Origin of the sequence: Gillisia sp. CAL575 (assembly GCF_000403785.1) — a bacterium.
Lineage (GTDB): Bacteria > Bacteroidota > Bacteroidia > Flavobacteriales > Flavobacteriaceae > Gillisia.
Genome location: NZ_APHJ01000027.1, coordinates 79,492 through 101,945 on the forward strand (window position 1 = coordinate 79,492; position 22,454 = coordinate 101,945).

At 33.1% G+C, this 22,454-nt stretch carries 26 protein-coding genes and 1 tRNA gene; 14 read left to right on the forward strand and 13 right to left on the reverse strand.

The genetic code is table 11. From position 1 onward, the window contains the following. Positions 1–28: 28 nt before the first annotated feature. Positions 29–1,036 carry a tetraacyldisaccharide 4'-kinase gene (gene lpxK / locus I130_RS10110; protein ID WP_034922511.1) on the reverse strand — a complete coding sequence of 336 codons (1,008 nt, stop codon included), beginning with the start codon at positions 1,034–1,036 and terminating at the stop codon, positions 29–31. Between the two features lie 45 nt (positions 1,037–1,081). Here lpxK and I130_RS10115 point away from each other — a divergent pair, with 45 nt between their 5' ends. The 4 genes from I130_RS10115 (at position 1,082) to msrA (ending at position 4,412) form a co-directional block, all read left to right on the forward strand. Further along, positions 1,082–2,176 carry a Nif3-like dinuclear metal center hexameric protein gene (locus tag I130_RS10115; RefSeq protein ID WP_034922517.1) on the forward strand — a complete coding sequence of 365 codons (1,095 nt, stop codon included), beginning with the start codon at positions 1,082–1,084 and terminating at the stop codon, positions 2,174–2,176. A 2-nt stretch (positions 2,177–2,178) separates the two neighbouring features. After that, the gene (locus tag I130_RS10120) at positions 2,179–2,958 is read left to right on the forward strand and encodes a zinc ribbon domain-containing protein (RefSeq protein ID WP_034922519.1); all 780 of its coding nucleotides are present in this window, start codon (positions 2,179–2,181) and stop codon (positions 2,956–2,958) included. A gap of 154 nt (positions 2,959–3,112) precedes the next feature. Next, on the forward strand, positions 3,113–3,751 hold the full coding sequence (locus I130_RS10125) for a hypothetical protein (RefSeq protein WP_034922522.1): 639 nt from the start codon (positions 3,113–3,115) through the stop codon (positions 3,749–3,751). A 1-nt stretch (position 3,752) separates the two neighbouring features. Next, the gene (gene msrA / locus I130_RS10130; protein ID WP_034922660.1) at positions 3,753–4,412 is read left to right on the forward strand and encodes a peptide-methionine (S)-S-oxide reductase MsrA; all 660 of its coding nucleotides are present in this window, start codon (positions 3,753–3,755) and stop codon (positions 4,410–4,412) included. A gap of 72 nt (positions 4,413–4,484) precedes the next feature. On the opposite strand, the gene I130_RS10135 is transcribed toward msrA, so the two are convergent. Beyond that, positions 4,485–5,843, reverse strand: coding sequence for an FAD-dependent oxidoreductase (locus I130_RS10135; protein WP_034922524.1), 1,359 nt, complete (start codon positions 5,841–5,843; stop codon positions 4,485–4,487). Positions 5,844–6,120: 277 nt separating this feature from the next. On the opposite strand from I130_RS10135, the gene I130_RS10140 reads away from it, so the two are divergent. The 4 genes from I130_RS10140 (at position 6,121) to I130_RS10155 (ending at position 8,799) form a co-directional block, all read left to right on the forward strand. Next, positions 6,121–7,233 (forward strand): alkene reductase, encoded by a 1,113-nt coding sequence (locus tag I130_RS10140; RefSeq protein WP_034922527.1) that lies wholly within the window; start codon positions 6,121–6,123, stop codon positions 7,231–7,233. Between the two features lie 32 nt (positions 7,234–7,265). Beyond that, positions 7,266–7,511: a hypothetical protein gene (locus tag I130_RS10145; protein WP_034922530.1), complete on the forward strand. Its 246-nt coding sequence runs from the start codon at positions 7,266–7,268 to the stop codon at positions 7,509–7,511. 344 nt (positions 7,512–7,855) lie between these two features. Further along, on the forward strand, positions 7,856–8,011 hold the full coding sequence (locus I130_RS16635) for a lmo0937 family membrane protein (protein ID WP_034922533.1): 156 nt from the start codon (positions 7,856–7,858) through the stop codon (positions 8,009–8,011). A gap of 104 nt (positions 8,012–8,115) precedes the next feature. Next, positions 8,116–8,799, forward strand: coding sequence for a hypothetical protein (locus I130_RS10155; protein ID WP_034922536.1), 684 nt, complete (start codon positions 8,116–8,118; stop codon positions 8,797–8,799). Positions 8,800–9,042: 243 nt separating this feature from the next. Here the strand turns inward: I130_RS10155 and kynU are convergent, their stop codons facing one another. After that, positions 9,043–10,320: a kynureninase gene (gene kynU / locus I130_RS10160; RefSeq protein WP_034922538.1), complete on the reverse strand. Its 1,278-nt coding sequence runs from the start codon at positions 10,318–10,320 to the stop codon at positions 9,043–9,045. 115 nt (positions 10,321–10,435) lie between these two features. Here kynU and I130_RS10165 point away from each other — a divergent pair, with 115 nt between their 5' ends. Further along, positions 10,436–11,080: an O-methyltransferase gene (locus I130_RS10165; RefSeq protein ID WP_034922541.1), complete on the forward strand. Its 645-nt coding sequence runs from the start codon at positions 10,436–10,438 to the stop codon at positions 11,078–11,080. Here the strand turns inward: I130_RS10165 and I130_RS10170 are convergent. The 8 genes from I130_RS10170 to I130_RS10205 form a co-directional block, all read right to left on the reverse strand. After that, complete coding sequence (locus tag I130_RS10170) at positions 11,077–11,634, reverse strand: phosphatase PAP2 family protein (RefSeq protein WP_034922544.1); 558 nt, start codon at positions 11,632–11,634, stop codon at positions 11,077–11,079. The genes I130_RS10165 and I130_RS10170 overlap by 4 nt on opposite strands. Next, the gene (locus I130_RS10175) at positions 11,634–11,915 is read right to left on the reverse strand and encodes a twin-arginine translocase TatA/TatE family subunit (RefSeq protein ID WP_034922547.1); all 282 of its coding nucleotides are present in this window, start codon (positions 11,913–11,915) and stop codon (positions 11,634–11,636) included. The genes I130_RS10170 and I130_RS10175 overlap by 1 nt, the downstream gene beginning before the upstream one ends. A 79-nt stretch (positions 11,916–11,994) precedes the next feature. Continuing rightward, a complete protein-coding gene (locus tag I130_RS10180; RefSeq protein WP_034922550.1) occupies positions 11,995–14,307 on the reverse strand; it encodes a M1 family metallopeptidase in 2,313 nt (770 codons plus the stop codon). Positions 14,308–14,365: 58 nt separating this feature from the next. Beyond that, the gene (locus tag I130_RS10185; RefSeq protein ID WP_034922552.1) at positions 14,366–14,872 is read right to left on the reverse strand and encodes a DUF6702 family protein; all 507 of its coding nucleotides are present in this window, start codon (positions 14,870–14,872) and stop codon (positions 14,366–14,368) included. 180 nt (positions 14,873–15,052) lie between these two features. Beyond that, a complete protein-coding gene (locus I130_RS10190; RefSeq protein ID WP_034922555.1) occupies positions 15,053–15,880 on the reverse strand; it encodes a hypothetical protein in 828 nt (275 codons plus the stop codon). A gap of 10 nt (positions 15,881–15,890) precedes the next feature. After that, positions 15,891–16,709 carry a hypothetical protein gene (locus I130_RS16255; protein WP_051119674.1) on the reverse strand — a complete coding sequence of 273 codons (819 nt, stop codon included), beginning with the start codon at positions 16,707–16,709 and terminating at the stop codon, positions 15,891–15,893. A 5-nt stretch (positions 16,710–16,714) separates the two neighbouring features. Continuing rightward, positions 16,715–17,530, reverse strand: a complete 816-nt coding sequence (locus tag I130_RS10200; RefSeq protein ID WP_034922557.1) for a hypothetical protein — start codon at positions 17,528–17,530, stop codon at positions 16,715–16,717. A 20-nt stretch (positions 17,531–17,550) separates the two neighbouring features. After that, positions 17,551–18,366: a hypothetical protein gene (locus I130_RS10205; RefSeq protein ID WP_034922559.1), complete on the reverse strand. Its 816-nt coding sequence runs from the start codon at positions 18,364–18,366 to the stop codon at positions 17,551–17,553. Between the two features lie 107 nt (positions 18,367–18,473). On the opposite strand from I130_RS10205, the gene pepE reads away from it, so the two are divergent. Continuing rightward, a complete protein-coding gene (gene pepE / locus I130_RS10210) occupies positions 18,474–19,181 on the forward strand; it encodes a dipeptidase PepE (RefSeq protein WP_034922563.1) in 708 nt (235 codons plus the stop codon). A 1-nt stretch (position 19,182) separates the two neighbouring features. Beyond that, entirely contained in the window at positions 19,183–20,097 is a 915-nt protein-coding gene (locus I130_RS10215; RefSeq protein WP_034922566.1) for a glutaminase, read from the forward strand. A gap of 424 nt (positions 20,098–20,521) precedes the next feature. Here I130_RS10215 and I130_RS10220 read toward each other — a convergent pair. Next, positions 20,522–20,597 (reverse strand) — tRNA-Gly (locus I130_RS10220). 46 nt (positions 20,598–20,643) lie between these two features. Further along, the gene (locus tag I130_RS10225) at positions 20,644–21,069 is read right to left on the reverse strand and encodes a GNAT family N-acetyltransferase (protein ID WP_034922666.1); all 426 of its coding nucleotides are present in this window, start codon (positions 21,067–21,069) and stop codon (positions 20,644–20,646) included. Between the two features lie 64 nt (positions 21,070–21,133). Here I130_RS10225 and I130_RS10230 point away from each other — a divergent pair, with 64 nt between their 5' ends. The 3 genes from I130_RS10230 to I130_RS10240 are packed head-to-tail and all read left to right on the forward strand — an operon-like array spanning position 21,134 to position 22,452. Further along, complete coding sequence (locus tag I130_RS10230; RefSeq protein ID WP_034922569.1) at positions 21,134–21,685, forward strand: ClpP family protease; 552 nt, start codon at positions 21,134–21,136, stop codon at positions 21,683–21,685. A 3-nt stretch (positions 21,686–21,688) separates the two neighbouring features. Next, a complete protein-coding gene (locus I130_RS10235; RefSeq protein WP_034922572.1) occupies positions 21,689–21,979 on the forward strand; it encodes a GNAT family N-acetyltransferase in 291 nt (96 codons plus the stop codon). Between the two features lie 8 nt (positions 21,980–21,987). After that, positions 21,988–22,452, forward strand: a complete 465-nt coding sequence (locus tag I130_RS10240) for a GNAT family N-acetyltransferase (protein WP_034922576.1) — start codon at positions 21,988–21,990, stop codon at positions 22,450–22,452. Positions 22,453–22,454 lie beyond the last annotated feature (2 nt).

The window sequence follows — 22,454 nt, forward strand, 5'->3', positions numbered from 1 at the left end:
GAGATGCATCGTGCATCTCATTTTTCATTTAAGTATTTAAGATAAAGCTTTTAACGTTCTTATTGAAGCCATCAGTGTTTTGAATAAACTTCATTTTAATAGGTAAATAAAATAATCTCTCTAAATCTACTTCTCCTTTTAATCTCATAAAATCCTTCTCTGTAGTGATAATTAAATTAGACTTAGTTATTTTATTTATTTCTTCTGAAGAAAAATTATGATGGTCAGGGAAATTTAAATGCTCATAAGAGATTCCAGAAGCACTTAAATATTCACATAATGAATCTGGATTCGCAATTCCTGTAACAAGGCTTACTTCTTTATTAACTAATTCATGAAGACCTATTCTCTTGATACCATTAGAGACATGTTCACTATAACTTATATAGCTAAAATATAAATGCTGAAAGTTTCTCGGTTCTAGCTTACTCCTAATACTTTCTCGCTTCTCTACACTAAGATTCATTGGGCACTTTGTTACAACAATCACTTTTGCTCTCTCAGCTCCTACTACTGGCTCCCTTAAATTACCTGTTGGTAGCATAAAGTCGTCTTCATACAGATCGTTATATTTGGTAAGCAAAATATTTAAACCTGCTTTCACCTTTCTATGCTGGAATGCATCATCTAGTAATATAAGATCAGGATTATGTTCTTTCTTTAACTTTGCTATTCCTCTAAGCCTATATTCGTCTACAGCAACGATTGCGTCTTCGAACTTATTTTTAAATTGAAGAGGTTCATCTCCTACATTTAAAGCGCTTTCAGTTTTAAAAACTAATCTATATCCTTCTGTTTTTCGGCCGTAGCCTCTACTTAATGTCGCTACCTTATACTCTGGTAGTAAAAGCTCTAATAAATATTCTATCATTGGGGTTTTACCTGTTCCCCCAACACTTAAATTCCCAACACAAATGACAGGAAAAGAATATGATTCAGATTTAAATACACTTAGATCATACAGTAAATTCCTAATCAGCATGATTAGACCGTACATTAAGGCGAATGGAAAAAGGAATTTTCTTAGGATACTCATCTTAGCGAAAGTATAATATTTATATTTGAATTAAAATAGTAGAAGATGATTATTGCAGAGGTTATAAAACACTTAGAAGATTTTGCTCCCATAGCAACTGCCGAGGATTTTGATAATGTAGGCTTATTGGTTGGGGATGCAACAACAGCTCTAAAAGGCGTTTTAGTGACTCATGACACATTGGAAGAAGTGGTAGAAGAAGCAATAGCTAAGAATTGCAACTTAATAGTAAGTTTCCATCCAATTATTTTTTCAGGACTTAAAAAACTGAATGGTAAAAACTACGTAGAACGCACAGTGATCAAAGCAATAAAAAATGATATAGCTATATACGCAATTCATACTGCATTGGATAATCACCAATTAGGAGTTAATAAGATTATGTGCGACAAGCTTGGGCTTGTTAATACTAAAATATTGATCCCAAAAAAAGGAGTAATTAAAAAGCTAACTACCTACGTCCCCAAAGAGCAGTCAGATGAACTAAGAAAGAGTTTATTTATGTCTGGAGCTGGAGCTATTGGTAATTATGACGAATGCAGCTTTAATATAGAAGGAACTGGAAGCTTTAAGCCGAATTTAGATTCTAACCCCACAATTGGAAAAAAAGGTGAAATTCATTTTGAAGAAGAAATCCAAATAGGCGTGATTTTCCCAAAGCATTTAGAAGGTAAAATATTAAAAGCACTTTTCGAAAACCATCCTTATGAGGAGGTAGCTTATGAAGTAATAACATTAGATAATTCTCATCAACAAATGGGGATGGGTATGATTGGGGAGCTCTCTGAAGAAATGGAAGAAGTTGAATTCCTCTCTTTAGTAAAAAAGACCTTTAAAGCAGACGGGATTAGACATTCAGAATTATTGAAAAAGAAAGTGAAGAAAATAGCAGTTCTTGGGGGAAGCGGAAGTTCAGCAATAGAGGCCGCAAAAAGTGCAGGAGCAGACTTCTTTATAACTGCAGATCTTAAGTATCACGATTACTATAAAGCCGAACAAAAGCTAGTGGTTGCAGACATTGGCCACTATGAAAGTGAACGATACACAAAAAACCTATTACATTCGTATCTTAGTAAAAAAATTAGTAATTTTGCAATTATTTTAGCGAATACAAAAACGAATCCTATCAAGTATTATTAAATATGGCAAAGAAAACCGAGGTTACTGTAGAAGAGAAGTTAAGAGCATTGTACGATCTTCAGTTAATTGATTCTAGAATAGATGAAATTAGAAATGTACGAGGTGAACTTCCTTTAGAGGTAGAAGATTTAGAAGATGAAGTAGCCGGATTAAATACACGTATTACTAAGCACGACACCGATCTTGAGGTTATTGATAATGATATCAAAACTAAAAAGATCCTTATCGAGGACGCAAAAGCATCTATTAAAAAATATGCAGAGCAACAGAAGAACGTTCGTAATAACCGTGAATTTAATGCACTTAGTAAGGAAGTAGAATTTCAAGAACTTGAGATAGAACTTGCAGAAAAGCACATTAAAGAATACAGAGCTTCTATAGAGCAGAAAAAGGAAGTTATTGGACAAACCAAAGAGAAATTGGAAGATCGCCAAAAACACCTTGTTCACAAAAAAGGAGAATTAGATGAAATTTTAGCTGAAACTCAAAAAGAGGAAGACATGCTAACTAAAAAATCTAATGATTTCGAAACTCAAATCGAAGACAGATTAATCACCGCTTACAAGCGAATTAGAAATAATGTAAAAAATGGTTTAGCTGTAGTTCCTGTTGAAAGAGGAGCTTCTGGTGGATCTTATTTTACTATTCCTCCACAAGTTATCGTTGAGATTGCTAGTAGAAGAAAAATTATTACAGATGAGCACAGTGGTAGAATTTTAGTTGATGAAGATCTAGCTAAAGAAGAACAAGAAAAAATGGAAAAAATGTTTTCTAAGTTTTAAGACTGCTTTTCTAACTTATATAAGGGTTTAGAATATTTGCAAATTATGCACTTATTTTAAACCCTTTTTTTTTGACTTAAATTGATTAACACCAATTTCACAGTATCTGCAAAATAAATAGATAACTTTATTAAAATATCAATACCCCCTATTTATGAAATTCGCTACAATTATACTCTTAGGAATTACACTATGCTTTGCTTCGTGTAAAGATTCAGAAACAAATTCTAATCAAGATTCTGTTTCCGAAGAAAATACAGATTCTGAATTGAATTCTGAAAAAAGTAAAGAGTCTAATATTTATTCTCAGGATAATAATCTATCCAAAGAAACTTCAACTCCTGAGTCTAATGTGAATTCGGAAACAATCAATTCGCCAAACATCGATGACAAGACAAAACCTAATTCTCAAAGCGCTAATTTGAGTGGGACTTATATTAAAATGGGAGAAGAAGTAGACTCCTCTTGTACTTGTTATTGTGTAACTATTAATTATATAGGAAATTCTGAAATGTGTTTGACCCCTTCCAAAATTTTCATTAATACGAGAATGCAGAAGAAAGACAAAAATACTACAGATATATTTTTAATAAATCCATCTGCTAAGAACACAGAAGGCAAAGATATTCCTTGGACTAAATTCGATACTAATAAACCTATTGCAACTATTACTACTAAAGAAAATGGGGAAATAGATTTAGACTGGTTAGGATTCTCCATAAAAGGAGACTTAGCAATAGATTACGCCATTCTTGGTAAAAAAACGCTCGAAGGAAATTATAAAAAAAAATAATATGAAAACTATTTTAAGCCTCACATTTTCACTTCTCCTCTTCTCTTGTGGAAATGGAAATACCAAAACAACTGCAAATTCAGCCGACTTAAATAAGGAGCCTGTGGAAGTTCCTATGCAAAATAACATGGCAAAGGCTTATTTTGCAAGTGGTTGTTTTTGGTGTGTAGAAGCGATTTATGAAAGTGTAAATGGCGTATCTGAAGTAATATCTGGTTATTCTGGAGGTCATACAGAAAATCCTACTTATGAAGCTAGCAATACTGGTAAAACAGGACACGCTGAAGCTGTAGAAGTAATTTACAATCCAGAAGTTGTGAGTTTTGAAACGTTAGTAAAAGTATATTATGGATCACAAAATCCAACTCAGGCAAATGGGCAAGGTCCAGATAATGGATCGCAGTATAGATCAATTTTATTTTATCAGAATGCAGAACAACAGGCTACAATTGAGAAAGTAGCTACAGAAGTTGGAAAAAGCTACGACAAGCCATTAGCGGCAGATGTTGTTCCCTTTCAAAAATTTTGGGTAGGAGAAGATTACCACCAGAATTACGAAAAACTGCATCCTGAGAATCCTTATATTCAAAATGTATCAATCCCAAGATATAATAAATTCAAGAAAAAATTTCCTGAATTATTAAAGCCAAACGCACATTAATAATTTAGAATTTCATAAATAAAAAAAAGAGGCAATTAAGCCTCTTTTTTATTCTTTTCTTGTTGATACCGACTATGCTTTGATTGCTTCGCTATGCAGTAATTCCAAAATCAATTCATTTACCTCCTCGGTCTCCCATTTATCTTCGATTCCTGGGAAAGCCATCACCTCATCCATAATATCCCTTTGTTTATCTCCAATTGCTAAAGCATCCGCATAAGGTTTGTCTGAAAAAGTTACTCTGGAATATAAGGGAATCCACTTTTCAGGATATTTATCAGCAAAATGTTTTTCTATCTTCTTTCGGAGTATAAATTGAGGATTTGCAGTCTTGCTGCTCATCTCTACAAAATTTCTATAACTCAATTCTGCGATAGCATCTGCATTTGGTTTTCTACTTTTTTGATATTCTTGGAAAATCATTTCCCAATCGTCGTTATACTTCTCTATAAGTTCATCTAAGACAGAAATATCCTCAAATCCTGCATTCATACCCTGCCCGTAAAAAGGAACAATTGCATGAGCTGAGTCGCCCACTAAAGCCACCTTATCCCAATAGGTCCAAGGATAGCATTTCATAGTTACCATCGCACTCGTTGGGTTTTTAAAGAAGTCTTTAGTTAAATTGGATATATCAGATTTAATATCGGGGAAATATTCGCTGAAGAATTTTTCTGCTTCTACTTCGGTTTTAATTTTTTCAAAAGAAATATCACCCTCAAAAGGCATAAATAAAGTACAAGTAAAACTTCCATCCAAATTAGGCATAGCTATAAGCATAAATTCGCCTCTAGGCCAAATATGAAAAGACGCATTATCTAGTTTGTGCGAACCATCACTATTAGCGGGAATAGTTAATTCTTTATAACCAACATCTATAAAATTTTGAGAATAGTTAAATCTACTATTTCGCTGCATTTTATGGCGAACTCTAGAAAAAGCACCATCTGCGCCAAAAACCATATCGAATTGATATTCCTGCCATTCTGCTTTTTCAGACTCTCCCGTATAAATTTTAGCTTCAGCTAGGTTTACATCCCATACTTTCTCCTCAAATCTAAATTTAGCACCAGTCTCTTCAGCAAGGTCAATCATCTTCCTATTAAGCACCCCTCTAGAAATAGAATAAATAGCTTCTCCTTCTTTCCCATATTTCTGAAAGTAGATAGGCTTTTCATTAACATGTAAAGCGCGTTTATCTAAAGCTAAGGCTAATTCCCGTATATCCTTTTCTACTCCAACTTTTCGCAAAGCGCTCCATCCTCTATTGGACATTGCTAGATTTATAGACCTACCAGAAAATTCTACTTTTCTTACATCCTGTCTACGGTCAAACACCGTAACCTCATGACCTCTTTTTCTTAAATAAATAGCTAGTAAGGAACCTACCAACCCGGAGCCAATAATGGCAATATTTTTAGTTTTCTGCATTAACTTTTATAGGTAGAGTACCTCCAATTTTTAAAAGGTTATCTAATTTGTAATTAGAAAATTCGTCATTCAAAAATACAGATTAAATCTCAATTGGCTTTTTTAATCCCTAGCTCATTTAATCTTCTCGTAAATCAAAATCTTATAATATTCCCTATTAAAAATCAGATTCTAACTCAAGAGTCATTAAAATAAAGTTAAAAACCACCCCAATTACAATTTGTTTAACACCGCATAAACTATGCATCCTTTAAATTTAATTTTTAAATAAAACGACATGAAAGATAACCAACCATTATTAGAATCGTATAAATTAGAAGATCTCACTTTAAACAATCGAGTTGTAATGGCTCCAATGACCAGAAATAGGGCAGATAACAGTGAAAGTGTACCTACAGATCTTCATGTAGAATATTATAAACAACGAAGTGGAGCGGGCTTAATTATTACTGAAGGTTCTCAGATCTCTGAAAGAGCGGTTGGATATATTAATACACCTGGCATATACACAGATGCTCAAGCTGAGGCTTGGAAAAAAGTTACCAATGCGGTTCATGAGGAAGGTGGAAAGATCTTTATCCAATTATGGCATTGTGGTAGAATGTCTCACCCTAAGTTTCATGATGGTGAAAAACCTTTAGCTCCAAGTGCGGTTAATCCTAATGCGCAATCTTTTACTAAGGACGGATTTGAAGATACGGTAGAACCTAAAGCAATGAGCCTGGTAGAGATTAAAGAAACTGTGCAAGAATTTAAAAAAGCAGCGCAAAAAGCAAAAGATGCTGGATTTGATGGAGTAGAAATTCATTCCTCCAATGGCTATCTAATTCATCAATTTTTTAATAAAAATTCCAATAAACGAACAGATGAATATGGCGGAAGTATTCAAAATAGAGCTAGATTCTTTTTTGAAGTTATAGATGCTATAAATGAAGTTTGGGAAGAAACGAAAATTGGAGTAAGACTCAACCCTTCTTTAAACGAAGTATTTGGAATTATTGCTACAGAAGAAAGCATTCCAACATTCGATTATATTATAGAAAAATTAAATGCATATAATTTAGCTTATCTGCACTTATCTGAACCTTTTACAGATGTTAGTGAAATAGATTACTTAGTTTCTGAAATAGCTAAACATTATAGACCTATATATAAAGGCACATTGATGATCAATGCAGGTTTTGACCAAGAAAAAGGAAATAACGTTATTAAGGAAGGAAATGCAGACTTAGTTTCTTTTGCAAAATTATTCATTTCCAATCCAGATTTACCAAACCGATTTGAAAAAAATGCTGATTTAGCAAAATGGGATGAAGACACTTTTTACACACCAGGATCAAAAGGCTATACCGATTACCCAAAATTAAAGGAAGAAACCGTTAATAAATAATAAATATAATTTATAAATCTAAAACTTCAACAATGAAACAAGAGAAAATAGATCAATTAAAGAGCATATTAAATAAACTAGAAGATATTAAACACAGCCAAGAAAGTGTTATAGACAAAATCAACCATGTGATTACAGATCTTTTTCAACATCCAGATAAAAAACTAGAAAAGGCTATGGAAGATGCTCATCAAAAATCGTCAGATAATGTAGATTCTGTTAGCGAAGTTTTGGAAGATCTTGAAATGAGAATTAATAAAGCTGAAAATGAAATGTAGTTTACTATTGCTTTTTTTGAATTATCAATATTATAAAAGTTAGTAATTATTTACCTAACCTTCTTTATATTAAAATATTAAAGAGCAACATATACCTAGATTCAAAGCACAAAAACAGAATTATTTCACTTATCATCTCTATAAAAATTTTAAGAAATTAGTTAAACACTCGTTAAAATAGATTAGATTAGTTAGTGCTTTCCATAAATTCGTATTGAAATCTAATCAGATTATTCAATTGGGAATTTTAAAGTTTTAAGTACTAACTAGTAATTTTTAATTCTTAATTGAAATAATCTATAACCATTAATACGCAACTATTGTTGCAATAAATAACTAACAATATGAAAGATTTAATTTGGCTAATCGTAGTACTACTAATCATTGGATGGTTAATCGGATATTTTGCCTTCCCAGATTTAGGTAGTATCATCCACATTTTAATTGTAATTGCAGTAATCCTTATTTTGTATAAACTTTTAACAGGAAGAAGATTGTAATTAATACATACATTTTAAAAAGCCCTTTGAAATTCAAAGGGCTTTTTTTATGCATAATTCTAAAATAGAATTAGAATAGCTACTTTTAATAAAATTATATAATTATGAAACAAATATTTACACTCTGTCTACTTTTTACTGTTTTAATTGGTTGTAAGGACAACCAATCAAAATCTGAAGACGCAAATAATTCCATAACCAAAAACTCCGAGGAGCTTCCTATAACTGCTCAAATTGCAAATGCTAATGGTATAGAGGAATTCAAAGAATTGGAGGAATTAAATTTTACGTTTAATGTAAAAGTAAATGACACATTGCGAGCGGAACGGGTTTGGAAATGGTTTCCTAAAAGCAAAAAAATTCAGCTAACAGAAAATGGAGAATCAATTAGCTATACTCAGGGTGATAGTTTAGCTGAAAAAGCATTGGCTGCAGATCAAAAATTCATAAACGATTCTTATTGGTTACTTTTTCCGTATCAATTAATGTGGAGCGATTTTGAATCTACCTATAACGAAAAAGGTATTTCTCCAATTAGTAATGAAGAAATGAAAATGCTTACGGTGAGCTATAATGGAAAAGGTGGTTATTCTCCAGACGATTCTTACCATATCTTTTTTGGAGAAGATAATATGATTAAGGAGTGGACCTACGTTTCTTCAACAGGTAGAGAGTTAACAACTACCTGGGAAGACTACGAAACTTATAAAGGAATACCTATTGCAAAAATGCATAAATCTGCAGACAGCAGTTTTCAGTTGTATTTTACAGATATCAAATTAAAATAAAAGTAAAAACCTTAAAGCATCCCCTCTTAAATCCTCCCCAGCAGGGAGGACTTAATCAAGAACCTCGGTGAGAGACCACGAGGTATGAATTGGAAAATACTATTAAAAAATTCGAGGCAAGCCGCGGAGAATTAAACCCTCAATTAGGGATAAAAAAATACTATTTTAAATTAGATCTGAATTTTTAAAAATCTTGGAGTTCTCGATGGCTATTGAAACATACATTCGACCCTCAGTGAGGGTTTAAATTTTAAGAATCCCCCTCTTTAAGATCTGTCCAAAATTATACATATCTTGGAAAGAACAGTAAAATGGTGCCGGAGCCAAGCGAATCACGTTTGGCTCTCGCCAATCTGTAATCACCCCATTTTCCATTAAATAATTAAAGAGCTCCTTTCCTTCCCCGTGAAGAAAAACTGATAATTGTGTTCCTCGCTCGTCTTGTTTTGATGGAGTTATAATTTCAAAACTAGCATCCACATCCTTATCAATTTCATGTAAGATAAATTGAAGATAAGCTACAATCCTATTTCGCTTTTCTATAAGAGCTGGCATTCCTACCTCATCAAACATTTCAAGAGAAGCTAAATATGGTGCCATTGCTAATATAGGCGCATTACTAATTTGCCAAGCATGTGCATTAGGTTCCGGTTGAAATTCGGGTTCCATTAAAAAACGACGTTCCTTATTATGTCCCCACCAACCTTCTAATCTTGTAATATCTTTTAAACCGTGGTACTTTTCATTAATAAAACAGCCAGATGCGTTTCCAGGACCAGAGTTCATGTATTTATAACTACACCAAGCTGCAAAATCCACATCCCAGTCGTGTAGTTTTAATTCTATATTTCCTGCTGCATGAGCAAGGTCCCAACCTACTTTAGCTCCAATGGCATGTCCTGCCTTAGTAACAGTCGCCATATCTAAAACTTGTCCGGAATAATAATTTACCCCTCCTATAAGTACTAAAGCGCATTCCTCACCAACTTCTTCAATTTTCGCAAGTATATCTTCTGTTCTAAAAAAATGCTCTCCTTCTCTCTTTTCGATCTTCACTACCGCTTCATCCTCTGTATACCCATGAAATTTTACTTGAGATGCTATCATATATTGATCGCTAGGAAAGGCCTTTTCTTCACAAATTATTTTGAAACGTTTTCCTTCAGGTTTATAAAAAGTAGCCATCAATAAATGTAGATTTACAGTTAGTGTATTCATCACTGTAATTTCACTTGGCTTTCCTCCTACCACTTTCCCTAGTTTAGCTGAAAAACGCTCATGATAATCCCACCAAGGCTTTTCTGCATAAAAGTGACCCTCTACCGCCAAATTAGCCCAATCTTCCATCACCTCATCTACATATTTCTTAGCAGATCTAGGCTGAAGACCTAAAGAATTTCCAGTGAAATAGATCACTTCTTTTCCATTTACCTTCGGAAAAATGAACTCCTTCTTATAAGAAGCTAATTTATCTTCAGCATCCAATTTTTTAGCAAAATCTAGGGTGTTTTCAAATGTCATACTACATATTTGTTGTAAAAATACCACTAATATTCAGCTACAAAAAGTAACAATTCTTAATTCTTAAGGATTTACGAAGGCAGATATGTTTAAATTTGCGGTAAAATATATTCACATGCATTTTCTTCCCGAAGCAATAGATAATTACACTGTTTCTCACACCCAAGCCGAGCCTGATATTTTGGCTCAATTAACTAGAGAAACCTATCAAAAAATACTTCAACCTAGAATGCTTAGCGGGCATTATCAAGGGAGGCTTCTTAGTATTCTATCTAAGATTATAAATCCCATTACAATCTTAGAGTTAGGAACATATACCGGATATTCTGCAATTTGTTTAGCTGAAGGATTAAAAGAAAATGGAGAAATTCACACTTTAGATATTAATGAAGAGTTGCAAACTATTCAGAATAAATATTTCCAGCTTTCCGGCTTCAGAGATCAAATCTACCAGCATTTAGGTGAGGCTTTAGAAATTATACCCGGATTAGACATGAAGTTTGATCTTGTATTTATGGATGCAGACAAGCCAAATTATCCTAAGTATTTCGATCTTATAATAGATAAATTGAACCCTGGAGGTGTTTTACTTACAGATAATGTTTTGTGGAGTGGAAAGGTGGTAGAAACATTGAAGAAAGATGATGAATCTACAAAAGCACTTTTGGAATACAACAAAATGGTAGCTACAGACGAACGATTAGAAACGGTGCTATTGCCTATTAGAGACGGATTAAGCTTAAGCCGCAAGAAAGCTTAATAAAATCTTTTCCCCGTTAGAAGGTATAATTTATAGAATATATAGCCAAAGATCAAACCTACTATTGCACCTACTAAAAGATCTAGTGGATAATGAACACCTACATATACTCGGCTTAAAACAAAAATTACTGGCCAGATATAGACTAAATAGATCCACTTATATTTTTCCTTTAAACTTAGCACCACAAAAGTGGCTACTACAAAGGATGAGGAAGCATGTCCTGAGAAAAAGCTATAATTAGTTGGGGTTTGTAATATTCTAATAATGTCCAATAATTCTGGATCATTATTGGGTCTAAGTCTCTCTGCTATTCCTTTAACAAAATTTGTAAAAGCTAAGGTGGTTAGAAATGAAGATAATAAGAATGCAGAATTGAATAGAGCTTTCTTCTTGTGAAAAGCTATAAAAAACAGAATAAAAAAAAGTATGTATAAAGGAATCCAATGTTTTATATTGGTAACGAAGATCCAAAAACTATCGTATTCTTCAATTCCAAGACTATTTAAATAAATAAACAGTTCCCTGTCCCATTTATTTAAGTGTTCTAGCATTAAAATCTACGTTTTATAGATCCTGTAATTTCATCTAAGTCCTCTTTCACCTTACTAATTTCATTTTTAACGTCGTTAGAGATATCCTTATTAATCCCCTGCTTTTCGGCACTTTTGGTTATTTCACTCTTAATGTCGTTAGATGCATTTTTTAAAGTACGCATACCTTTACCTAGACCTCTAGCGATGTCTGGTATTTTATCGGCCCCAAAAACCATGATTAATATAAATATTATAAAACCAATTTCGGCACCACTTATAAATAATGGAAGTGTTATCATAGCAACAAAGATAATCACAATATATATTAAAAAAAGAAGCCGACTCGTTAAAGTCGGCTTAATTTATTGTTCTGAAAAATTACTCTCCAGCTTCTTTTTTGAATTGCTCAAATTTATTCTCTTTAGCTTCTTGAGGCCAACTATTATTATCTAGATTCACATCGGCAGTTTCCATGTTAGGATCTATTACTACTTTAGTAATTTCCTTATCACTTGCAATTGCTTTACTAATTTCAGAATCGTTCTTTCTCCAAACTTGTACTGGATAAGTTACATTCTTAGTAGTTCCATCTGCGTAAGTATATTCCACTATTAGAGGCATTACTAATCCACCCGGCTTATCAAAAGTGATCTCATAGAAAAACTTAGGAGATTTCATTTTTGCACGCTCTTCAGCAGTAAAATTATCCATTAAATATGCTTGTAATTTTGGAGCATTTTCTAAAACATTCTTAGATTTCATATCTTCAGAGTATTCATCACTTCCTTCTTCTACAACATACACAAAATCCATACTCTCTGGATCTGTAACCCCATAACGTTCCAATGTTGCTAATCCTTCTTTGGTAGCTTTATCTGTTACAAAGTATTTCTTAACATCTTTAACTCCTATATCTACATAGTCTGTTCCGTAGAACCAACCTCTCCAGAACCAATCTAAATCTACGCCAGAAGCGTCTTCCATAGTTCTAAAGAAATCTTCTGGCGTTGGGTGTTTAAACATCCAACGTTGTGCATAGGTTTTAAAAGAAAAGTCAAAAAGCTCATGCCCCATTACTGTTTCTCTTAAAATATTTAATGCCGTAGCAGGCTTTCCATAAGCGTTATTTCCTAATTGGAAAACGTTCTCTGGATTAGACATAATAGGTGCAATATACTTTTGATCTCCTTTCATATAAGGAACAATCTTAGCAGGCAATCCTCTTCTAGATGGGTATGCAGTTTCAGGTGAAATCGCTGCAGGATATTCTTTCCCGAAATCTTGTTCAGCTAAATATTGCATAAAAGTATCTAAACCTTCATCCATCCAACCCCACTGGCGTTCGTCGGAATTTACGATCATTGGGAAAAAGTTATGTCCAACTTCATGGATAATTACACTTATCATCCCAAATTTTACACGGTCACTATACGTACCATCTTCTTCAGGACGTCCATAATTCCAACAGATCATAGGATATTCCATCCCTTGATTTTTTGCGTGGATAGAAATCGCTTTATGATAAGGATATTGAAATGTATGTTTAGAGTAAGAAGTTAAAGTAGTAGCAACTGCTCTTGTAGAATACTCTTCCCATAAAGGATTTCCTTCTTTAGGATACATAGAAACAGCCATTACATCTTTGCCCATAACATCTACATTCATCATGTCTACTATAAACTTTCTTGAAGTAGAGAATGCGAAATCTCTTACCATAGTAGCCTTAAGCTTCCACGTTTGCTTTTTATCTGAAAATTGCTTTTCGGCAGCTTCTGCTTCAGCCTGAGTAACAATAATTACTGGCTTATCGTATGACTTTTTAGCTTGCTCATACCTTTTCATCATGTCTTTGGTATAAACATCTTTTCTATTCTGAATTTCTCCAGTACCATCTAAGATATGATCTGCAGGAACAGTAATATTTACTTCGTAATTACCAAATGGAAGCGCAAACTCTCCATTACCCCAAAACTGCATATTCTGCCATCCTTCTACATCATTGTAAACTGCCATTCTTGGAAAGAATTGAGCAATCACATAAACATTATTCCCATCCTTTGGAAAATGTTCGTATCCAGATCTAGCTCTATCTGTAACGTGGTTATTTACATTATACCACCACTTAATTGAAAATGAAGTGCTTTCGCCAGCCTTTAAAGGTTGTGGCAAATCTACACGCATCATTGTAAAATTAATTGTGTGAGCAAGTGCTTTTCCATCCTTAGTAACAGACTCAATATTGAAACCACCATCAAAAGGCTCATCCAAAAATTGTTTTGCAAAAGTTCCAGGTTGGTTCACAGCAGATATCCCACTACCATCCTTCTCTAGTGCAACAGAGTTCTTGGAACGGATATTCTGGTCTAATTGAACCCATAAATACTCTAGGTCATCTGGAGAATTATTATGGTAGGTAATAGTTTCTACCCCCGTAAGTTTTTGAGTTTTGTCATCTAATTCAATATCCATTTTATAATCTGCTTGATTCTGGTAATAGGCAGAACCTGGTGCTCCAGAAGCAGTTCTATATTGATTAGGAGTAGAAAACTCCTCGTAAAGTTGTCTAAATTGATTTTGATTTGTGTGGCCCATTTCCTTTACTTCTTCCTTCGGAATCTCAGTTTCCTGAGCATACATTCCTGTAGAAAGAACTAAGAAAAACACCAACATGGCTGATTTAAATTTTCTCATTTGTCTTTTTGTGATTTTTAATGTTGCTAAAAATAGGTATTAATTACAGCCTTACAATTCAATCGTTAAAGTTTAACACATCTTCTTGCTTGGCTTTATTGAGGATCAAACTTTTAGTTGAACCTTTATAGTTAACGTGCACCAGATTTTTTTGCTCGCTAAACATATCTGTTAATATTGCATTTTTAATTTCTATTTTTTTGAAGGAAGAAACATTTGAAACTTCCAAATAAAGCAAAAGCATATCATCTTCATATTCCTTTCCAATATAATTTACCTCCATCGTCTTTCCATCTATCTGAATTTCAATTTTCTGTTTTAAATATTTGTTTATGGAAGTACTTGCCTCAGTGGTTTCATTACTCTTTCCTAAACGTATTTTACTATCATATCTAGTTTGAAGTAAATCTTCCATATCGTCTATAAAAACACGAGAAATTATCTGAAGGCTTTCAGCTTTCTCATTGTATTCAATTTCTGTAACACTAACATAAAATTTATGGGCTACTGAAAAAGACATCAACATTAAAGCGCAAAAAATGGGTAGTAAAAATTTGATTTTCATGAACTACTAAAAATTAAGGAGATTTATTAAGACACCCTAGATGTCTATTAGTAGCATAAAAGCAAAAAATGTTCCATAAAAAGAGTAAATAATTTTAATAACTCTGAAAACACATTGATAACAAACAATTTAGGATAAAGTATAAAGCAGGAACAAAGAAATCTACAAAATTATAAATACCTAATTAAGCCCCATCCTGCTCTTGTTATAAATTTTACTTCGCTCTATCAAAAATTCGATCAATGCAAGTTGATTTTTCGGTTTCACCAAGATTACTCCCAATCCATTATCATTTGCATAATATATAAAGTCATCTATAAAATCTTTTTTGATAGCTAAGGTTTCAGCAAAGAATTTCTCGTCAAAAAGCTCACGCAAATGCGCAACAATATCACTATTGTTTTTATATTTATCAAAATTCAATTTTATCTCAGGTGGTTTCGGGTCTGGAAGTATTGGACTAAGTATTAAGCCAATAATTCCAATAACATCAGCACCAGGAAGACCTGGCCGCTGGCCTAAGGCTAGATTTAAAGGAGCCTTTTGAGAATCGTTTATATCCGATTCAAATATCAGATTTTTTATATCTCCAAACTTGAAATTTACCGGCATATCCCGAACAATAGGAATCTGTGCGATATCTGTATTAATATTTCCAGTAAGATTAATATTGCTAATATTTACCTCATCCAGAACATTTAGATCTTCGATTAATGAAACATCTAAATGCCCATTTTTTATAATTTCTGAAGAAACACGAATAGTAACATTTTTATACTGTATGGAAGAAAACAAGAGCTCATCATTCTCCCTAACCAAAATACTATAGGAACCTGAATTTGAATTTACCGTTCCCGTTTTTTGTGTGGAGTTTATTATATGAATAGAAGCTTCTTCCAAATAAGGCGCAGAAATAATTCCGCTAATCTCAATATTTTCCTGAGCAATCAATGGGGAAACAGTAAATAATAGTAGGGCGATCATCTTTAAAAATGCTTCTTTTCTCATCCTTCTTGTATTAATTACTCTCCATTTGCATTCGATAATTCTTGCTCTGTTTCATTAAAAATTCTGTTACTGTAAATTTATTGGATTCCTTGATTATATCATTTAAACCGTGATCTATCGCAAAATAAATAAAATCATCTATATATTGCATTTCTACCTTGAGTGTATTTATAAAAAAATCTTCCTGAAATAAATACCTTAATTCTTCATTAGAAGATTTACTCGCAGAAACATAGGCAAGAAATTCACGCTCTTTTTTATTGAACAATTGCTCTAAGGGAATAGCTAACAAACTAAATCCAGGTTCCATTATTTCATTACTTTCAAATGCCCTGTCTCTTGGAGCTTTTTGAGAATCATTGATATCAACTTCAAAAAGCATGTTTTCGATATCACTTAAACCATAATTTAAGGGAAGATCATCTAAAACCTTCATATTGGCAATATCTGTATTGATGTTTCCAGTAAGATTTATGTTACTAATATTCACTTCAGCAAGGACATTTACATCATCATTTAACGCCACCTCTAAAAATCCACTTTTTATAATTTCTGAAGTAATTACAACTGTTATATTTTTATACTGAATAGAAGAAAATAAAAGTTCGTCATTTTCTCTCACCAAGATTTTAAAAGATCCCGATGCAGAATTTACCGCGCCGATTTTTTGAGTAGTATTTATAATATGAATAGAAGATTCTTCCAGATAAGGTGCAGAGACACTTCCGTTAAGCAGAGCGTTTTCTTGTGCAAATAAAGGGGAAACAGTAAATAATAGTAGGGCTACAACTTTTACATAAGTTTCTTTTCTCTTAATATCGTTTAGCACAGCGATTAATTTTTACTCAATTGCTTTTTATAATGCTTGCTCTGATTTATTAAAAATTCAATTAAAACTAATTTATTAGAATTTTTAAAATGATTACTTAATCCGTGATCATCTGCATAATATATAAATGCATCTATGTCATTTTCTTTGAGTTCTAGCGTATTAATAAAAAAATCTTCTTCAAACAATTGTCTTAACTGCTTACTAGAAGTTCTTGTTGACACATTATAAACCCGTGTTTGAGGTTTTTCTTCGATACCTAAAACAGCCATTATAGCACCAGGAAGCGCTAAAAAATTAACTCCGCCAGGTTTGATTACTTCATTAGTTAAAAATGCTCTATTCACTGGAGCCTCTGCAGGATCATTGATATCGGCTTTAAAAGTTGAATTTTTAATATCACCAAAACTAATATTTAAGGGAAGGTCCTCCAAGACTTCCATATTTAAGATATCTGTCGCAATATTTCCAGTTAGGTCAATATTACTAATATTTACTTCTGCCAAGACATTTAAATCTTCCTCTAAGGCTACATTCAAAAATCCTTTTTCAATTATTTCTGAAGTAATACGAATGCTAACATTTTTATACTGAATTGAGGAAAACAAAAGTTCATCATCTTCTTTCACCAAGATCTGGAATGATCCTGAATCTGAATTTACTGTTCCTGTTTTTTGTGTAGAATTGATAATATGAACAGAAGCACCATCAAGATTAGGTGCAGAAATACTTCCGTTAAGCAGGGCGTTTTCTTGTGCAAATAAAGGGGAAACAGTAAATAAGAGTAGGGCTATTACTTTTAGATAGGTTTCTTTTCTCATAGCTACTCTTAGTGCATTGGTTAATTTTTATCCAATTGCTTTTTATATTTTTTACTCTGTTCCATTAAAAAATCTATTAAGTCCAATTCATTTCCCTTTTTCAACATCGTTTCTTCTAAACCATTTCTATCTGCATATAAAATGAAATCTGGTATGTTCTCTAAATTAATTTTAAAATTATCTTTAAAGAATTGGTCATTATATAATTGTCTTAATTCGACATCTATTTCATTATAAGAATTAGAATATGGATTAGAAATATCATTTTTCTTGTTAGATATTAACAAAACCTTAAAAAGGTTAACAAAATTGATGCCATTTACTAACCTAGTCTGACTAAAACCTAAGGCTTGATTTTTAGGTGCTTTTCCAAAATTTGCTATATTTTCTACATTTCCAAATTCAGCTTGCGGCACACTTACATCAATATTAACGGGTAGCTGAATCACCTCTAATTTTTGCACATCTACATTTAATTCTCCAGTAAGATCATACGGAGAAACTAGAACTTCTGGCAATCTGTTTACCAATTCACTCACGTAAATATTTAATTTTTTACTTTCTAAAACCCGTTGATCAATCACCACTAAAAACTCCTGAAACTGCACAGCGAAAAACTTAATACTATCTTTTTCTGCAACAGCAATAGCAAATTTGCCTTCAGCATTAGAAATTGTTCCTTCTTGAGAATTAATATTAAAAACACTAATCCCTTGAGGGTCTTCGCCAACAGGAACTTCAATAGAGCCACTTATTAATATTCTATCATTAGACTGCGAATAAATAAACTGCACAAAAAAGAACGCAACTAATAATAGGTAGGTAAGTTTTTTCATAGAAATGTTTTTGTTTAAAGAAACAATTTAAGACGAAATAAATATAACAAGGTTTACTTAAACTTTGGTTAAAGCGTCACAATACTTAAATTTACAAAAATTCGTGAATGAAAAACGCCTTACTAGCAAGTACTTCTACCTTGCACGGACAAGAATATTTATCTTATTTACTACCTCAAATTGCTGAGTTGTTTAAAAATTGTAGCGAAATAATTTTTATTCCTTTCGCTAGACCAGGAGGAATTACCCATAAAGAATATACCTCTATGGTGCAAAAAGCTTTTAAAAATATTTCTATAAATGTAAGAGGATTACACGAATTCGAAGATAAAGAAAAAGCACTAAAAGACGCTCAAGGTCTTTTTACAGGTGGAGGAAATACTTTTTTATTGGTAGATAAATTACACCGAAATAATTTAATGATTTCTTTACGAGAACAAATTTTATCTGGGACTCCTTACCTAGGGAGCAGCGCAGGAACAAATATTGGTGGACTTACTATGCAAACTACCAATGACATGCCAATAATATACCCACCAAGTTTCAAGACATTGGGAATTGTCCCTTTTAATCTAAATCCGCATTATTTAGACCCAGACCTTAACTCAAAGCATAAGGGCGAAACTCGCGAAACTAGAATTAAGGAATTTCATACTATAAATACACAACCAGTAATTGGTTTAAGAGAAGGCAGTTGGCTGGAAATCAAAGGAGATGATATTATTCTAAGAGGAACTCTTTCCGCAAGAATTTTTAAAGTTGGCCAAGACCCATTGGAACGAGAATCTAATAGCAATCTTGCAGAAATAATATAATATGGATTATCAAAAGATTCTCAATACGATAGAGGACGAAATTAGTTATCACAGTGCTATTGGAAAGGTTGCAGCTTATATTCCTGAACTAGCAAAAGTAGATCCTAAAAAATTTGGGATGCATCTTTATTGCAGAAATTCGGGACATTATTCTTTTGGAGACAGTCAGGAAAAATTTTCTATTCAAAGTATTTCGAAAGTTTTCACTTTAACGATGGCAATGCAAATCTTAGGAGAATCATTATGGGAGCGTGTAGATGTAGAACCTTCTGGAGACCCATTTAATTCTTTAACACAATTAGAATATGAGCAAGGGGTTCCTAGAAATCCTTTTATAAATGCCGGAGCCTTGGTAATTGCTGATATTTTGGTGTCTAATCTGAAAGATCCTAAAAAAGACCTTTTAGATTTTGTAAGGAAACTCACTGGGAATAATGATATAGATTATGACCTAAAAGTAGCAGAATCTGAAAAATCTACCGGTTATAGAAATTATGGATTGGTAAATTATATGAAGGCTCTGGGGAATATTAAAAACGACGTAGAGCCAATCTTAGATTTCTATTTCCACCAATGTTCTCTATCCATGTCTTGTGAAGAATTAGCAAAAGCATTTATGATCTTTGCAAATGAAGGGAAATTATTAGGGACTGAGGAAAAAATAATATCTAAGAAACGGGTAAAACGGATAAATGCTTTAATGCAAACCTGCGGATTTTACGATGAAGCTGGAGAATTTAGTTTTGAAGTCGGCTTACCTGGTAAAAGTGGTGTTGGCGGTGGTATTGTTGCAATCCATCCGTCACAATATTCTGTAGCCGTGTGGAGTCCTCTATTAAACCCGAAAGGAAATTCTGAACTGGGAATGTCAGCCTTAGAAAAACTGACTACACTAACAGGATTTTCTATTTTTTAAAATAGTTCAAAGGAGTAAAGTTAAAAGTCTTCCCATATTCCAACCCCATACCTTCCCAAAGAAAAGGGAGCAGTTTTTTTTATAAATAGCAGAATTATTAAAGTAAAAACAAAAACCTTTGAGCAAAATTCAAAGGAGTAAGTTGAAAGTCCTCCCCTCTAGGGAGGATTTAGGAGGGGATGATCACGAAAGCATAGAGCGAAATTCTGGCTCCCTTCTACTGTAAAGGACAGACTTATCACCCATTTATTTAACTCAAAAATAAACTGCTGTAAAATAAGAAAACCTTCCGGTTCAGGAAGGTTTTAGAGCGAAAGACCGGGTTCCCTTCGACTGCGCTCAGGACAAGCTTTTCATCCTAAAAACTATCTCCAAATAGCAATTGCTTTAAAATAAAAAAACCTCCCTGAAGCAGGAAGGTTTTTGGAGCGAAAGACCGGGTTCGAACCGGCGACATTCAGCTTGGAAGGCTGACGCTCTACCAACTGAGCTACTTTCGCATAACGGTACAAATATAATCCTTAAACTTTTCAAATTCCAAAAAATTTATAGCTTTTTTAAAAAATGGTAACCCTTAATTACATAGTCCAAATTCATATAAAATTTATGAGACTTAAAGTTCTGAACATAAGCATTTAACTCTTGCATCTCACAACCCTTGCCTTTGGCATAGTCAAAAATATATTCAAATATTTCTTTTCCAAAACCCCTGTTTTGGTATTCAGACTTAATAAAAACGTGATCTGCCTCACAAGATTTGCCTGCATAATGACGCGTCATGAACCAAAGTCCAAAAGTCCCTATAACTTCTTCATTTAAATATATAGCAAAGCATTCATAATTCTGCTCGAACATTTCGTGCATTCTGGATTTTAATAATGATTCTTCAGTTTGATACTCAGACAATTCCATAATAAGCGGAACAACTAAATCCATATCTTTCTTTAAAATCTTGTTAATTGATAATTCCATCCTACCGTTTTCTGCGAAATTAGTCATAATTTTAGCTTGAATTAAAAATCAGAATAAAATACTCATGAAAAATAAACCTGGAAAAATCCAAGACCTTATAGACGAAAAATTCATAGAGCAACGCAAGATATTTATGTGGGGACAAGTAGATGGTAAATCTGCTAAGCATGTGATAGATAGATTACTTTATTTAGATGCAATTTCAGATAAAGAAATCCAATTATTTATAAATAGCCCCGGAGGTTTCGTAACCGATGGATTTGCAGTTTATGATACTATGAAATCCTTAAGAAGTCCAATTTCTACTATTTGTAGTGGATTAGCGGCATCTATGGGATCAATTTTGCTTTCTGGAGGAACTAAAGGAAGAAGATTCATACAACCATTGGCTAAAGTGATGATTCACCAACCAAGTGGAGGAGCTCGTGGACAAGCTTCAAACATAGAAATTCAAGCTGCAGAAATTTTAAAAATAAAAGAAATTAGTGCGGAGATCCTTGCTGAAAACTGTGGACAGAAAATTGAAAAAGTAAAGAAAGATTTTAACCGTGATCACTGGATGGATGCAGATGAATCTATTTCATACGGAATTGTAGACGGTGTATTTAAACCATAAACTATGAATCAGGATATAAAACACAAAGAGAACGATACTAGAGGTATGTTCTATATGGAGGATGATAAAGGAATAACTTCTGAACTCACTTACTCAAAGCAAGATAATGGTGTTTTAGTAATAGACCATACAGAGACGAGATCTGAATTGGAAGGAAAGGGATTGGCATCTAAACTTTTAGAAAGAAGTGTGGAATACGCCAGAGAGAATAATTATAAAATTGATCCTCTTTGCCCTTTTGCTGAAGTTAAATTTGATGAAATCAAAGAATACAGAGACGTCTTAGCTAGTTAATTTTTAACATGAGCGCTACATTCACTATCCGATTAATTTCTGCTAGCGCTACATATACAGTGAGAAATGAAGTTTTGAGACCTGGAAGACCTGTTACAGAGTGTTACTTCACTGGAGATAATTCTAAAGGAACATTCCACCTAGGACTTTATAAGGATAAAAATTTAATAGGGGTTGCTAGTTTTATGAAAAACAGCAACCCCTATTTTGATTCAATTTCTCAATTTCAGCTTCGAGGATTGGCAATTCTAAGTGAATTTAAAGGACAAGGTTTAGGTAGCTTGCTTTTAAAAGAAGGGGAATCCAAAATTAATAAAGAAGAACAAGATCCATTTTTATGGTTTAATGCTCGGGTTACTGCTATTAATTTTTATAAAAAACACAGCTACAAAAGCGTCGGACAAACTTTTGAAGTCCCAGGAGTTTGTGACCATATTGTAATGTTCAAACATTTCAAAAGCAAGAATAAATAGAA

What these genes read in the sequence shown, in the direction of transcription:
- I130_RS10215 (WP_034922566.1), top strand. Translation starts at nt 19,183, where the DNA reads ATGGATTATCAAAAGATTCTCAATACGATAGAGGACGAAATTAGTTAT.
- I130_RS10135 (WP_034922524.1), bottom strand. Translation starts at nt 5,843, where the DNA reads ATGCAGAAAACTAAAAATATTGCCATTATTGGCTCCGGGTTGGTAGGT.
- I130_RS10165 (WP_034922541.1), top strand. Translation starts at nt 10,436, where the DNA reads ATGCATTTTCTTCCCGAAGCAATAGATAATTACACTGTTTCTCACACC.
- I130_RS10140 (WP_034922527.1), top strand. Translation starts at nt 6,121, where the DNA reads ATGAAAGATAACCAACCATTATTAGAATCGTATAAATTAGAAGATCTC.
- msrA (WP_034922660.1), top strand. Translation starts at nt 3,753, where the DNA reads ATGAAAACTATTTTAAGCCTCACATTTTCACTTCTCCTCTTCTCTTGT.
- I130_RS10225 (WP_034922666.1), bottom strand. Translation starts at nt 21,069, where the DNA reads ATGGAATTATCAATTAACAAGATTTTAAAGAAAGATATGGATTTAGTT.
- I130_RS10230 (WP_034922569.1), top strand. Translation starts at nt 21,134, where the DNA reads ATGAAAAATAAACCTGGAAAAATCCAAGACCTTATAGACGAAAAATTC.
- I130_RS10240 (WP_034922576.1), top strand. Translation starts at nt 21,988, where the DNA reads ATGAGCGCTACATTCACTATCCGATTAATTTCTGCTAGCGCTACATAT.
- I130_RS10155 (WP_034922536.1), top strand. Translation starts at nt 8,116, where the DNA reads ATGAAACAAATATTTACACTCTGTCTACTTTTTACTGTTTTAATTGGT.
- I130_RS10120 (WP_034922519.1), top strand. Translation starts at nt 2,179, where the DNA reads ATGGCAAAGAAAACCGAGGTTACTGTAGAAGAGAAGTTAAGAGCATTG.
- I130_RS10200 (WP_034922557.1), bottom strand. Translation starts at nt 17,530, where the DNA reads ATGAGAAAAGAAACCTATCTAAAAGTAATAGCCCTACTCTTATTTACT.
- lpxK (WP_034922511.1), bottom strand. Translation starts at nt 1,036, where the DNA reads ATGAGTATCCTAAGAAAATTCCTTTTTCCATTCGCCTTAATGTACGGT.
- I130_RS10185 (WP_034922552.1), bottom strand. Translation starts at nt 14,872, where the DNA reads ATGAAAATCAAATTTTTACTACCCATTTTTTGCGCTTTAATGTTGATG.
- I130_RS10175 (WP_034922547.1), bottom strand. Translation starts at nt 11,915, where the DNA reads ATGATAACACTTCCATTATTTATAAGTGGTGCCGAAATTGGTTTTATA.
- I130_RS10115 (WP_034922517.1), top strand. Translation starts at nt 1,082, where the DNA reads ATGATTATTGCAGAGGTTATAAAACACTTAGAAGATTTTGCTCCCATA.
- I130_RS10205 (WP_034922559.1), bottom strand. Translation starts at nt 18,366, where the DNA reads ATGAAAAAACTTACCTACCTATTATTAGTTGCGTTCTTTTTTGTGCAG.
- kynU (WP_034922538.1), bottom strand. Translation starts at nt 10,320, where the DNA reads ATGACATTTGAAAACACCCTAGATTTTGCTAAAAAATTGGATGCTGAA.
- I130_RS10125 (WP_034922522.1), top strand. Translation starts at nt 3,113, where the DNA reads ATGAAATTCGCTACAATTATACTCTTAGGAATTACACTATGCTTTGCT.
- I130_RS10235 (WP_034922572.1), top strand. Translation starts at nt 21,689, where the DNA reads ATGAATCAGGATATAAAACACAAAGAGAACGATACTAGAGGTATGTTC.
- I130_RS10145 (WP_034922530.1), top strand. Translation starts at nt 7,266, where the DNA reads ATGAAACAAGAGAAAATAGATCAATTAAAGAGCATATTAAATAAACTA.
- I130_RS10180 (WP_034922550.1), bottom strand. Translation starts at nt 14,307, where the DNA reads ATGAGAAAATTTAAATCAGCCATGTTGGTGTTTTTCTTAGTTCTTTCT.
- I130_RS10170 (WP_034922544.1), bottom strand. Translation starts at nt 11,634, where the DNA reads ATGCTAGAACACTTAAATAAATGGGACAGGGAACTGTTTATTTATTTA.
- I130_RS10190 (WP_034922555.1), bottom strand. Translation starts at nt 15,880, where the DNA reads ATGAGAAAAGAAGCATTTTTAAAGATGATCGCCCTACTATTATTTACT.
- I130_RS16635 (WP_034922533.1), top strand. Translation starts at nt 7,856, where the DNA reads ATGAAAGATTTAATTTGGCTAATCGTAGTACTACTAATCATTGGATGG.
- pepE (WP_034922563.1), top strand. Translation starts at nt 18,474, where the DNA reads ATGAAAAACGCCTTACTAGCAAGTACTTCTACCTTGCACGGACAAGAA.